This window comes from Pseudomonas sp. W2I6 (assembly GCF_030815935.1).
GTDB lineage: Bacteria > Pseudomonadota > Gammaproteobacteria > Pseudomonadales > Pseudomonadaceae > Aquipseudomonas.
Window position 1 is genome coordinate 384,773 of record NZ_JAUSXJ010000001.1, and the last position, 11,894, is coordinate 396,666.

10 protein-coding genes and 1 pseudogene are annotated in these 11,894 nt (G+C 62.2%); 3 read left to right on the forward strand and 8 right to left on the reverse strand.

Going from position 1 to position 11,894, the window contains the following annotated elements; genetic code table 11:
• Nucleotides 1–78 precede the first annotated feature (78 nt).
• A complete protein-coding gene (locus QF039_RS01820; RefSeq protein WP_003219353.1) occupies nucleotides 79–288 on the forward strand; it encodes a cold-shock protein in 210 nt (69 codons plus the stop codon).
• 122 nt (nucleotides 289–410) lie between these two features.
• Here the strand turns inward: QF039_RS01820 and QF039_RS01825 are convergent, their stop codons facing one another.
• The 4 genes from QF039_RS01825 to QF039_RS01840 form a co-directional block, all read right to left on the reverse strand.
• Complete coding sequence (locus tag QF039_RS01825) at nucleotides 411–788, reverse strand: hypothetical protein (RefSeq protein ID WP_008430491.1); 378 nt, start codon at nucleotides 786–788, stop codon at nucleotides 411–413.
• Between the two features lie 77 nt (nucleotides 789–865).
• Complete coding sequence (locus QF039_RS01830; protein ID WP_008430489.1) at nucleotides 866–1,675, reverse strand: putative RNA methyltransferase; 810 nt, start codon at nucleotides 1,673–1,675, stop codon at nucleotides 866–868.
• Entirely contained in the window at nucleotides 1,675–2,826 is a 1,152-nt protein-coding gene (dapE, locus tag QF039_RS01835) for a succinyl-diaminopimelate desuccinylase (RefSeq protein ID WP_008430488.1), read from the reverse strand. The genes QF039_RS01830 and dapE overlap by 1 nt, the downstream gene beginning before the upstream one ends.
• 237 nt (nucleotides 2,827–3,063) lie before the next feature.
• Nucleotides 3,064–5,655: a glycosyltransferase gene (locus QF039_RS01840; RefSeq protein ID WP_003219347.1), complete on the reverse strand. Its 2,592-nt coding sequence runs from the start codon at nucleotides 5,653–5,655 to the stop codon at nucleotides 3,064–3,066.
• A 219-nt stretch (nucleotides 5,656–5,874) separates the two neighbouring features.
• Between QF039_RS01840 and tcdA the strand changes: the two genes are divergently transcribed.
• Nucleotides 5,875–6,684 (forward strand): tRNA cyclic N6-threonylcarbamoyladenosine(37) synthase TcdA, encoded by an 810-nt coding sequence (gene tcdA / locus QF039_RS01845; protein WP_177048605.1) that lies wholly within the window; start codon nucleotides 5,875–5,877, stop codon nucleotides 6,682–6,684.
• Nucleotides 6,685–6,801: 117 nt separating this feature from the next.
• On the opposite strand, the gene QF039_RS01850 is transcribed toward tcdA, so the two are convergent.
• The 4 genes and pseudogenes from QF039_RS01850 to QF039_RS01865 all read right to left on the reverse strand — a co-directional run bounded on the left by QF039_RS01850 (nucleotide 6,802) and on the right by QF039_RS01865 (nucleotide 9,918).
• Nucleotides 6,802–7,215, reverse strand: coding sequence for a SufE family protein (locus tag QF039_RS01850; RefSeq protein ID WP_307516704.1), 414 nt, complete (start codon nucleotides 7,213–7,215; stop codon nucleotides 6,802–6,804).
• The gene (locus QF039_RS01855; RefSeq protein ID WP_307516705.1) at nucleotides 7,212–8,417 is read right to left on the reverse strand and encodes an aminotransferase class V-fold PLP-dependent enzyme; all 1,206 of its coding nucleotides are present in this window, start codon (nucleotides 8,415–8,417) and stop codon (nucleotides 7,212–7,214) included. Before QF039_RS01855 ends, QF039_RS01850 begins: the two co-directional genes overlap by 4 nt.
• Nucleotides 8,418–8,486: 69 nt before the next feature.
• Nucleotides 8,487–9,522 (reverse strand): annotated as a pseudogene (dapD, locus tag QF039_RS01860) (2,3,4,5-tetrahydropyridine-2,6-dicarboxylate N-succinyltransferase).
• Between the two features lie 33 nt (nucleotides 9,523–9,555).
• Complete coding sequence (locus QF039_RS01865; protein WP_003219341.1) at nucleotides 9,556–9,918, reverse strand: ArsC family reductase; 363 nt, start codon at nucleotides 9,916–9,918, stop codon at nucleotides 9,556–9,558.
• A gap of 213 nt (nucleotides 9,919–10,131) precedes the next feature.
• Between QF039_RS01865 and QF039_RS01870 the strand changes: the two genes are divergently transcribed.
• Nucleotides 10,132–11,775, forward strand: coding sequence for a Na+/H+ antiporter (locus tag QF039_RS01870; RefSeq protein WP_003219338.1), 1,644 nt, complete (start codon nucleotides 10,132–10,134; stop codon nucleotides 11,773–11,775).
• The last annotated feature ends 119 nt before the right edge of the window (nucleotides 11,776–11,894 follow it).

Genomic DNA, 11,894 nt, shown 5'->3' on the forward strand with positions numbered 1-11,894 from the left:
CCTGTCTTATACTCGGCAGTTCAACTGCGACGACTCAACAATAAACGTACTTATAAAAAGCATGTGGGAGCAAAACAGATGGCAACGCGCGAAACCGGCAATGTGAAGTGGTTCAACGACGCCAAGGGCTATGGCTTTATCCAGCGGGAAGATGGCAAGGATGTGTTTGTGCACTACCGCGCCATTCGCGGTGAAGGGCATCGTTCATTGGCTGAAGGCCAGCAGGTGGAATACGCCGTGGTGACGGGAGAGAAGGGCTTGCAGGCTGAGGATGTGGTGGGCCTGTAACCTTGGCGTGATCGTTCCCACGCTCTGCGTGGGAATGCTTCTTTGGACGCTCCGCGTCTGCTTTTAATCGTGACGCGGAGCGTCACAGGTTGCATTCCCACGCAGAGCGTGGGAACGACCCCTCAGGTTGTTTTCCAGGTGATCTGCTCTTCACCGTCTGCGCTGATACGAATCCAGGTATCCGCGCTTTCTTCACCTTCTTCCTCTACCCAGCTGCCCGGCGCGCAACGCACTTCGACGTTCAGCGCGGCAAAGGCTGCGCGGGCGCAGGCGATGTCGTCTTCCCACGGGGTCTGGTCGCTTTCCAGGTACAGGCTGTTCCATTTGCCTACGGCTTTCGGCAGCCAGGTGACCGGTACGCTGCCGGCTTTGCACTTGTAGGTCTGGCCGCGCTGGACCCAGTCGGTGCACGGGCCCAGGGCGGCGCCCAACCAGGCGGCGATGGCCTTGTGGTCGACGTCGGCGTCCTTGAGGTAAATCTCGATATCAGGTTGGCGCATGGATGTTCCTCGTTGCGGGATTTTGAAAATCCATTCGCGGATTCGGTGTGGGCCCCGAGGCCCACAAAAATAATGGGTTATTGAAGCACGAAATAGTCGTAGCGCATCGACACAGTGACCAGCAGCGGTTCGGCGGCTTCGATCACCCGGGCCCGGCGTTCGGCACTCGCGCGCCAGCCGTGGGGCGTCATCGCCAGCAGGTTGGCGCGATCCTTGGGATCGGCCAGGCTGAGCTTGAACTCCAGGGTTTCGCTGTGTTGCAGGCTCATGCCCTGCGGCACCAGCGCCAGGTGCTTGTCGTCGGTGTACTCGCGCACTTCGTCGTACAAACGCTCACGCAGCTCCATCAGGTGGCCGCGGGTCGGGCCGACTTTCATCAAGCCGCCGCCCGGGCTGAGCAGGCGCTTGGCCTCCAGCCAGTCCAGCGGGCTGAACACGCTGGCCAGGAACTGGCAGCTGGCATCGGCCAACGGCACCCGAGCCATGCTGGCGATCAACCAGGTCACCGTGGGGTTGCGCTTGCAGGCGCGCTTGACCGCTTCCCTGGAAATATCCAGGGCATAACCATCGGCGCGCAGCAGGGCGTCGGCGATCTGTGCGGTGTAGTAACCCTCGCCACAGCCGATATCCAGCCAGCGCTGGGGTTTGCGTTCAGCGGCCAGTTCGGCCAGGCGCCTGGCCACCGGGGCGTAATGCCCGGCGTTGAGGAAGTCGCGGCGCGCTTCCACCATTGCCAGGTTGTCGCCCGGGTCACGGCTGTTCTTGTGCTGCACCGGCAACAGGTTCAGGTAACCCTGGCGCGCCCGGTCGAAACGGTGCCCGGCCGGGCAGGCTACGCCGTTGTCCACTTCATGGAGCGGTGCGCTGCAAATGGGGCAAGCGAGCATCAGGCGAGCAACTTGATCAGGGTCTGGTAGTAGATTTCGGTCAGCACATCGAGGTCGCTGGCGAGGATGCGCTCGTTGACCTGATGGATCGTCGCGTTGACCGGGCCCAGCTCCACCACCTGAGTGCCGAGGGTCGCGATGAAGCGCCCATCGGAGGTGCCGCCGCTGGTGGACGCCTGGGTCTCGCGACCGGTGACGGCCTTGATGCTGGCGGAGACCGCATCGAGCAACGCGCCCGGTTCGGTGAGGAACGGCAGGCCCGACAGTGCCCACTCCACATGCCAGTCCAGGCCATGCTTGTCGAGAATCGCCGCGACCCGCTGCTGCAGGCCTTCGACGGTGGACTCGGTGGAGAAGCGGAAGTTGAACACCGCCGTCAGGTCGCCCGGGATCACGTTGGTGGCGCCGGTGCCGGAGTTGAGGTTGGAAATCTGGAAGCTCGTAGGCGGGAAGAAGGTGTTGCCATCGTCCCAGTGCTCGGCGGCCAGTTCGGCCAGGGCCGGAGCCGCCAGGTGGATCGGGTTCTTCGCCAGGTGCGGGTAGGCCACATGGCCTTGCACGCCGCGCACGGTCAGGGTGGCGCCGAGGGAGCCGCGACGGCCGTTCTTGACCACGTCGCCCACCAGGGTGGTGCTCGACGGTTCGCCGACGATGCACCAGTCCAGGCGCTCCTTGCGGGCTGCCAGGCGTTCGATCACGGCCTTGGTGCCGTGGTGCGCCGGGCCTTCTTCGTCACTGGTGATCAGGAATGCGACCGAACCCTTGTGGTCCGGGTAGTCGGTCACAAAGCGCTCGGAAGCGACCAGCATCGCCGCCAGGCTGCCTTTCATGTCGGCTGCGCCACGGCCGCAGAGCATGCCGTTTTCATCGATCAGCGCGTCGAACGGGTCGTTCTGCCAGGCCTTGACCGGGCCGGTCGGCACCACGTCGGTGTGGCCGGCGAAGCACAATACCGGGCCTTCGTGTTTGCCGTGGGTGGCCCAGAAGTTATCCACATCCTCGATGCGCATCGGCTCAAGCGCAAAACCGGCGTCGCCCAGGCGCTGCATCATCAGCTTCTGGCAATCGGCGTCGACCGGCGTCACCGACGGGCGGCGGATCAGGTCGATAGCGAGTTGGAGGGTCGGCGAAAGGTCGGCGTGGGCCGTCATGTAAAAACTCCAGAAGCATGTCAGGGCGCAAGGCTTATGTGGGAGGGGGGCTTGTGTGGGAGCGGGCTTGCTCGCGAATACGGAGTGTCAGTCAACAATGTATGAACTGACCCGGCGCATTCGCGAGCAAGCCCGCTCCCACACAAAGCAATGGCCTGGGCCAAGTCTCACAAAATGGCCGTTATCTTATAGCAAAACGGCGGCCAGAGGCCGCCGTTTAGTGCATTGCGCAGGATTTTAAGCAGCGGCCACAGGCTCTTGCTTCGGTGCCGGTTTCGGCAGCGACGACAGGAACGCCATGATCAGCGCCGCCACATACGGCAGCGACTGCACCAGCAACATCACCACCCAGAAGCGCATGTCATTGCTCGGCAGGCCCTGCACCAGGTAAATCCCCAGTGCCGCACCCCACAACAGCAGCATGATGAACATCTCTTCCCGGGCTTCGGAAATCGCCACCCAGAAACCGTGGTTATCGGCATTCTTCGGTGTACGGAAGAACGGAATGCTGGTGGTGAAGAACCCGTACAGCACCGCCTTGGCGATGGTGTGCGACAACGCCAGCCCGGCCAGTGCCGCGCAGAACGCATCTTTCAGGTTCACACCCACCGCACGACGGTAGAGGAAGATGATCTTGCCGACCTTGAACACGAACAACGCCAGTGGCGGAATCGCGAAAATCAGCAGCGGCGGGTCAACCCGCGTCGGCACGATAATCATCGCCGCCGACCACAACAAGGCGCCCACGGTGAAGAAGATGTTCATGCCGTCGGCCACCCACGGCAACCACCCCGCGAGGAAGTGGTAGCGCTGGCCACGGGTCAGCTCGGTGTCCTTGCCGCGCAAGAGGCTCGCAGTGTGGCGCTTGATGATCTGGATCGCGCCGTAGGCCCAGCGGAAACGCTGTTTCTTGAAGTCGATAAAGGTATCGGGCATCAGGCCCTTGCCGTAGCTGTCGTGGTAGTACGCCGCCGACAGGCCCTTCTCGAAGACCCGCAGGCCCAGCTCGGCATCCTCACAGATGCACCAGTCGGCCCAGCCCAGCTCTTCCAGCACCGAGCGACGGGTCATGGTCATGGTGCCGTGCTGGATGATCGCGTCACGGTCGTTGCGGGTGACCATGCCGATATGGAAGAAGCCTTTGTATTCCGCGTAGCAGAGCTTCTTGAAGGTGCTTTCGTTCTGGTCGCGATAATCCTGTGGCGACTGCACCACGGCGATTTTCGGATCGGCGAAGTGCGGCACCATGTGCTTGAGCCAGTTTGGCGATACGCAGTAATCGGAGTCGATCACCGCGATCACTTCGGCATCCTTGGCGGTGTGCGGGATCAGGTAGTTCAGTGCGCCGCCCTTGAAACCGGCCAGGGGCGAGACGTGGAAGAACTTGAAGCGCGGGCCGAGGGTTTCGCAGTAGTCGCGCACCGGCTCCCACACGGCCGGGTCCTTGGTATTGTTGTCGATGATCAGGACTTCGTAGTCCGGATAATCGAGGGCGGCCAGGGCGTCGAGGGTCTGTTTGACCATCTCCGGCGGCTCGTTGTAGCACGGCACGTGGATCGAGACTTTCGGGCGGTAGTCCGAATCCCCTTCAACCGGCAGGAATTCACGCCGGCGTTTGTGGGTCCAGACTGCTTCGGCCAGCTCATGGGCTTCGGTCAGCAACACGATAAATACGCCCAGGGCGCCGAGTGCCAGCAGGAAGCCCACCGTCAAGCTGAACCAGGTGCTGTATTGCTGACTGTAGTCATAACCGATCCACACCAATACCGACCCGCACAGGAACGCGATAAAGGTCAGGAACGTACGGCCGCGCTGGCGCAGGGCCGAGCCGTCGATCATCAGCAGGGTCAGGGACAGCAGCGCAAGCACCACCGAGCCGATCGCCAGCACTCGCCATTGCGGAATCGCGACCACCGGGCCATCAAAGTTGAATTTCTGCTGGCGTGCGGCGTTGAACACGCCCCAATAGGCCCCTACAGAGCCTTCGTCGCTGGCTTTCCATGGCTGGTCAAACGCTTCGATCACGAAGTAGTTGTAGCCCTGGCGGTTCAGCGTGTTAACCAGCGTGCGCAGGTAAATCGCTTGGTCGGCGGGGGAGGCGTCAGCACCGCCACGCATCCGTCCGTTGCTCGGCCAGCCAACCTCCGACAGCAACAGCGGCTTTTTCGGGAACGTCTTCTTCAGGTCCCGTGCGCGATCGAGGACGAACTGGCCGGCCTTGTCCACCGGGATATGTTCCCAGTACGGCAGGATGTGCGCGGCGATCAGGTCGACGTGCTTGGCCAGTTGCGGGTTGTGTTCCCAGATGTGCCATTGCTCTGAGGTGGTTACGGGCACCTTGACGGCGGCCCGTACCCGATCCAGCAGCACGATCAGCGCTTCCGGAGTGATTTCCTCACGGAACAGCGCCTCGTTGCCCACCACTACCCGCACTACGCTGCGGGAGCTGTTGGCGATTTCGATGGCGCGCTGGATCTCGCGCTCGTTGCGCTCGAGGTCCGGACTGATCCAGATCCCCAGGGTCACCCGCAGGCCGAATTCTTCCGCCAGCTTGGGGATATCCCCCAGGGTGCCGTCGACCGAGTAGGTACGGATGTTGTCCGTCAGCTTGCTCATGATCGCAAGGTCCTGACGCATTTGATCGTCGGTCGGATACTGGTCTTTCTGTGGGTACTGGCCTTGCTGGAACGGCGAGTACGAAAAACCGGAGATCTGCTCGGGCCAGTTAGGGGCATTGACCGGGCGGTTGATCAGCGCCCAGAAGCCGGTGAACAGCGCGGCAATTGCCAGCACCACCACCAGGTTGAGTCCAAATTTACGCGATGACATGGCTATTTCGGGTTCCAAAGGGTGTGGAACGAAAAGAGGTGTCGGCCTGCGCCGAACGGCGCGCATCCTACACTGGCCTTTCACCGACCGTACAGCAAGCCGGGAAAAACCGGACATTGGGCAGTGCAACTCGTCGTAAGTTCTCTTACTTGTAGCTTGTAGTTTAAAACTTGTCGCTGTGTAGCCCTATAATGCGCGCCGGTTTTTGGGGTAATGGTCATGAGTACAGAAGATCCACGGTTTGCCGGCGTCGCCCGCTTGTATGGCATTGAAGGCCTGGAGCGCCTGAAGGCGGCCCATGTGGCCATCGTCGGCGTGGGCGGGGTGGGTTCGTGGGCGGCGGAAGCCATCGCTCGCTGCGGCGTGGGCGAGATTTCGCTGTTTGACCTGGATGATGTATGCGTCAGCAACAGCAACCGTCAGTTGCATGCGCTGGACAGCACGGTGGGCAAGGCCAAGGTCGAGGTCATGGCCGAGCGCCTGAAAGGCATCAACCCGGATTGCACCGTGCACGCGGTGGCGGACTTCGTGACCCGCGAGACGATGGCCGAGTACATCACGCCGAACATCGACTGTGTGATCGACTGCATCGACAGTGTGAACGCCAAGGCCGCACTGATTGCCTGGTGCAAGCGGCGCAAGATCCAGATCATCACCACCGGCGGCGCGGGCGGACAGATTGATCCGACGTTGATCCAGGTGTGTGACTTGAACCGTACGTTCAATGACCCGCTGGCGTCGAAGGTGCGCTCCACGTTGCGTCGCGATTATGGCTTCTCCCGCACTGTGACCCGCCATTACAGCGTGCCCTGCGTGTTCTCCACCGAACAGCTGCGTTACCCGAAGCCGGACGGCAGCATCTGTTTGCAGAAGAGTTTTGTCGGGGATGGCGTGAAGCTGGACTGCGCCGGCGGGTTTGGCGCGGTGATGATGGTCACTGCGACCTTCGGCATGGTGGCCGCGACCAAGGCGGTGGACAAGATAGTGGCCGGAGTGCGCCGGCCTTCGGATCGAGTCAAGGCCCCTTAGATCTCAGTCTGGAATGAAGATCAAAATGTGGGAGCGGGCTTGCTCGCGAAGGCGGAGTGTCAGTCACCAGACAGGTCGACTGATACACCGCTTTCGCGAGCAAGCCCGCTCCCACATTTAGTTTTGTGTGAGGCTCAGATGCCGCATGCGCTGCAACACCGCATTCAACCCATTGCTGCGCGACGGCGATAACTGCCGCGACAGGCCCAGTTGCTCAAACCAGCCGGGCAAGTCGACCGCCTGCAACTCAGCGGCAGACAAGCTGTTGACCCGCGCCAGCAACAACGCCACCAGCCCGCGTATCAGCCGTGCATCGCTGCTGGCGGCAAACTGCCAATGCCCATCCTGCAAGCGCCCCACCAGCCACACCAGGCTTTCACAGCCCTGCACCAGGTTGGCGTCGACCTTGTCTTCATCCGGCAAGGCGGGCAGCCGCTCGCCCCATTGCATCAGCAGGCGGGCTCGTTGCTCCCAACTGCCGACCGCCTGGAACGCTTCCAGCGCGACAACGGCCTCAGTCGGCAAGCTCATCGCAACATATCCAGGGCTTGATCCAGCGCTTCAAAAAAGCGCTCCAGGTCATCGGAGTCGTTGTACAGCGCCAATGACACCCGAATCGCCCCCGACAATTCCATCTGCTTGAGCAGCGGCATCGCACAATGATGGCCGGCGCGCACCGCAATCCCTTGTTCGGTCAGCAAGTGGGCGAGGTCGGCGTTGTGCACGCCTTCCACCACGAAGCTGGCCAGGGCGACGTGCGGCGACCCCAGCAAGCGCACGCCATTGCGCGCTTGCAAGCCACGCAACAGGTAGTCGTGCAGGGCGGCTTCGTGAGCCGTCACCGCCTGCTGGTCCAGGGAACTCAGGTAATCCAGGGTTGCCCCCAGGCCGATCACGCTGGCGATCGGCGGAGTTCCGGCTTCGAAGCCGAGGGGCGCAGGGCGGAAACTGGCGCTTTGATAATCAGCCTGCTGCACCATCTCGCCCCCAAACTGCCAGTGGCGCAGGTGATGCAGGGCTTCGGTGCGGCCATACAGCACGCCGACGCCGTCCGGCCCGTAGAGTTTATGGCTGGAAAACACGTAGAAGTCGCAGCCCAGGGCCTGCATATCATGGCGACCATGCACGATGCCTTGGGCGCCATCGACCACCGTCAGGGCGTCGTGGGCCTTGGCCAGTGCCAGCAATTGCGGCAACGGCTGCCAGGCGCCGAGTACGTTGGACAGTTGGCTCACCGCCAGCAGGCGGGTACGCGGGCCGATCAGTTGGGCGGCGGCTTGCAGGTCGATCAAACCGCCAGCGTCAAGCGGCAGTACCACCAGCGCCAGCCCGCGACGCTTGGCCAGTTGCTGCCACGGCAGCAGGTTGGCGTGGTGCTCCAGGGCGCTGATGACAATCTCGTCGCCCGGGTTGAATAGGTGCTCAAGGCCATAAGCCAGGAGGTTCAGCGCCGATGTCGCGCCGTGGGTGAAGATGATTTGCCCGTCGTCACCGACGTTCAGCCACTGTGCCACCTTGCTGCGACTGTCCTCGAAAGCCTGGGTCGCATGGGCGCCCGGCAAGTGCTGTGCACGGTGCACATTGGCTGCGCCATTGGCGTAGTAATGGCTGATGGCGTCCAGCAGGGCTTGAGGTTTTTGCGTGGTGGCGGCGTTGTCCAGATAGGTCTGGTCTTGCCGTTGCAGGGTGGCGATGGCCGGAAAATCGGCGCGCCAGGGAGAGGGCACAAGCATGGTGATCAAGACTCGTATAAACGGCCCGCACCGGTCAGGCGCGGGCCGTTAGTGGCATCGAGTCGCTGCTTAGTTGTGAGCGTGCAGCGCTGCGTTCAGTTCGATGGCCGATTTGTGGGTTTTGCACTCCACGGCACCGGTCTCGGAGTTGCGGCGGAACAGCAGGTCCGGTTGGCCGGCCAGCTCGCGGGCCTTGACCACCTTGACCAGCTGATTCTGCTCGTCCAGCAGCGCAACCTTGGTGCCGGCGGTCACGTACAGGCCCGACTCCACGGTGTTGCGGTCGCCCAACGGGATACCGATACCGGCGTTGGCCGCCGATCAGGCAGCCTTCGCCGACCTTGATCACGATGTTGCCGCCACCCGACAGGGTGCCCATGGTGGAGCAACCGCCGCCCAGGTCCGAACCCTTGCCGACGAACACGCCAGCCGACACGCGGCCTTCGATCATGCCCGGGCCTTCGGTACCGGCGTTGAAGTTGACGAAACCTTCGTGCATCACGGTGGTGCCTTCGCCTACGTAGGCGCCCAGGCGGATGCGCGCGGCATCAGCGATACGCACGCCGCTCGGCACCACGTAGTCGGTCATCTTCGGGAACTTGTCCACCGAGAACACTTCCAGCAGGTCGCCACGCAGGCGCGCTTCCAGTTGACGCTCGGCCAGCTCATTGATGTCGATTGCGCCCTGGCTGGTCCAGGCCACGTTCGGCAACTGCGGGAACACACCGGCCAGGCTCAGGCCGTGAGGCTTGACCAGGCGATGGGACAGCAGGTGCAGCTTGAGGTAGGCCTCAGGCGTGGAGGTCAGTGCGGCGTCTTCGGCCAGCAGGGTGGCGACCAGCGGCGTGTGGCTTTCAGCCAGGCGGCTCAACAGGGCGGCTTGGGCAGCGTCGACGCCCTTGAGCGCGTCAGCCAGTTGCAGGGCCTGGGTGACGGTGAAAGTGATCGCCTGGTTGCCTTCGGTGTAACCGAGGATCGGCGCGATGGCCGCGATGATTTCAGCCGATGGATTGAGCAGCGGTTGTGCGTAAAACACTTCCAGCCAAGCACCTTGGCGGTTCTGAGTGCCGACGCCGAAGCCCAGGCTGAACAGGGAATTGGACATGCTGTTACCTCTACAAAAATGGAGTGGGCTGGCCTACTTGAGGGCCGCCGAATAGCTATCTGGCTTGAAGCCAATCAGGGTTTTGTCACCGAGATCAAGCACCGGGCGCTTGATCATCGAGGGTTGCGCGAGCATCAATTCAATGGCTTTCGCTTGGTCGAGATCGGCTTTGCGTTCGTCTTCGAGTTTGCGAAAGGTGGTGCCCGCACGGTTCAAAACCACCTGCCAACCGTGCTCATTGCACCATTGGGTCAAGTGTTCGCGGTCGATACCGGCCGTCTTGTAGTCATGAAACTCATACTGGATAGCGTGCTCATCGAGCCAGGTGCGCGCCTTTTTCATGGTGTCGCAGGCTTTGATGCCGAAAAGGTGCAACGTTTTGCTTGAAGCGGTCAAGGAATTGCCCCCCTTTGGGCTCACGCAGATTAAAGGTCACGGATTATGCCATGGCCAGCGGCTTTCGGCGCCGCTCGTCACACTTACGTTTTGCTCGTGTGCGACTTTTGTGCAAAGGCCATCGCGCAGCATAGGCGGCTAATATGGCACTTCAACGGCGAGTTGTTGCCTGATGTGTGTTGTTGCAAGTTGATTGTCTGGGAATCCCGCGTTATGCAAACCGCCTACACCGTACTTATCCTGCTGATGCTGGTCAGCGTTTCGCGCCTTGTCGGGCGTGTGATCCCGCTGCCGTTGCCACTGGTGCAGATCGCCGCCGGTGCGTTGCTGGCCTGGCCGACCCTGGGGCTGCATGTCGCCCTGGACCCTGAGTTGTTTCTTTTCCTGTTTCTGCCGCCGCTGCTGTTCTCTGATGGCTGGCGCATGCCCAAGCGTGAATTGTGGCGCCTGCGCGGGCCGATCCTGACGCTGGCGGTGGGGTTGGTGCTGTTTACGGTGGTGGGGGCCGGTTACTTCATTCACTGGTTGTTGCCGAGTATTCCCCTGCCGGTGGCCTTCGCCCTGGCGGCCGTGTTGTCGCCGACGGATGCCGTGGCGGTGTCGGCCATTTCCCAGAACCGCTTGCCGACGCCACTGATGCACATGCTCCAGGGCGAGGCGTTGATGAATGATGCCTCGGGCCTGGTGACCTTCAAGTTCGCCCTGGCGGCGGCACTGACCGGCGTGTTCTCGCTGGCGGATGCGAGCCTCACCTTTGTGCTGGTGGCCGTGGGTGGGCTGGCGGTCGGTGTGGCGTTGAGCTGGCTGGTCGGCCGCCTGCGTGCCTGGATGATCGCCCGGGGCTGGGACGACCCGGCGACGCACGTGGTGTTCATGTTGTTGCTGCCATTCGCCGCCTACGTGCTGGCGGAACGCCTTGGCGCATCGGGCATCCTGTCGGCGGTGGCTGCGGGCATGATGCAAAGCTGGCTGGACCTGCTGCCGCGCCAGACCAGCACCCGGTTGCTCAATCGCAGCGTCTGGTCGCTGCTGGAGTTTGCGTTCAACGGCTTGATCTTCCTGCTGCTGGGCCTGCAACTGCCTGACATCATCAAGGCGGTGGTCAGCCATGAGCCGACGCTGTGGCCGACCTTGTTGTATCGCTGCCTGGACGTGATCGCGATTTTCCTGGTGCTGGTGGTGTTGCGGTTTATCTGGGTGCAAAGCATCTGGCGACTGTCGGGTTTATTGCGCCGGATTCGTGGGAAAAGTGAGCTGACGCTGGTGCCCACCGCGCGGTCCTGCTGGTTGCTGACCGTCGGTGGCGTACGCGGTGCCGTGACCCTGGCGGGTGTGATGTCAGTACCGTTACTGCTTGCGCCGGGGCAGGATTTTCCCGAGCGCGACCTGCTGATCTTCATCGCCGCCGGTGTGATCCTGCTTTCGCTCGTCGCGGCCTGCATCGCTTTGCCGCTGCTGTTGCGCGGCATCGAGAAGAGCCCGGATGAGAAACGCCACAATGAAGTGCGCGAGGCCTGGAAGAAGACCGCCGTGGCTGCTATCCATGCCCTGGAAGCCGAAGAACCCGCTGAAGCTGCACCCCAGGATGCCGCCCAGGCAGCCTTGGCCACCGAGCTCAAGGCGCGGTTGATGTCGGAGTATCGTCATCAACTGGAAGTGTTCAACGATTCGGCCGAAGCCCAGGCGCTGGCGTTGCAGATGGATCAACTGGAGCGCAAGTTGCGGCTCAAGGCCCTGCGGGCGCAGCGTCTGGAGCTGTATAGCCTGAGCCGTCACCATCAGATTGGTGATGATGTGCTACGGGAGGTGTTGGCGGATCTGGATATGAGCGAGGCGAATCTGGGTCATATCAAATAACACCGCGGTGCTTGCTTGTGGCGAGGGAGCTTGCTCCCGCTGGGCTGCGTAGCGGCCCCAAAAAAGCGGGAGCGCTGCGCACTCCAGCGGGAGCAAGCTCCCTCGCCACATTCAGCGCA

What these genes read in the sequence shown, in the direction of transcription:
- QF039_RS01820 (WP_003219353.1), top strand. Translation starts at nt 79, where the DNA reads ATGGCAACGCGCGAAACCGGCAATGTGAAGTGGTTCAACGACGCCAAG.
- QF039_RS01825 (WP_008430491.1), bottom strand. Translation starts at nt 788, where the DNA reads ATGCGCCAACCTGATATCGAGATTTACCTCAAGGACGCCGACGTCGAC.
- QF039_RS01830 (WP_008430489.1), bottom strand. Translation starts at nt 1,675, where the DNA reads ATGCTCGCTTGCCCCATTTGCAGCGCACCGCTCCATGAAGTGGACAAC.
- dapE (WP_008430488.1), bottom strand. Translation starts at nt 2,826, where the DNA reads ATGACGGCCCACGCCGACCTTTCGCCGACCCTCCAACTCGCTATCGAC.
- QF039_RS01840 (WP_003219347.1), bottom strand. Translation starts at nt 5,655, where the DNA reads ATGTCATCGCGTAAATTTGGACTCAACCTGGTGGTGGTGCTGGCAATT.
- tcdA (WP_177048605.1), top strand. Translation starts at nt 5,875, where the DNA reads ATGAGTACAGAAGATCCACGGTTTGCCGGCGTCGCCCGCTTGTATGGC.
- QF039_RS01850 (WP_307516704.1), bottom strand. Translation starts at nt 7,215, where the DNA reads ATGAGCTTGCCGACTGAGGCCGTTGTCGCGCTGGAAGCGTTCCAGGCG.
- QF039_RS01855 (WP_307516705.1), bottom strand. Translation starts at nt 8,417, where the DNA reads ATGCTTGTGCCCTCTCCCTGGCGCGCCGATTTTCCGGCCATCGCCACC.
- QF039_RS01870 (WP_003219338.1), top strand. Translation starts at nt 10,132, where the DNA reads ATGCAAACCGCCTACACCGTACTTATCCTGCTGATGCTGGTCAGCGTT.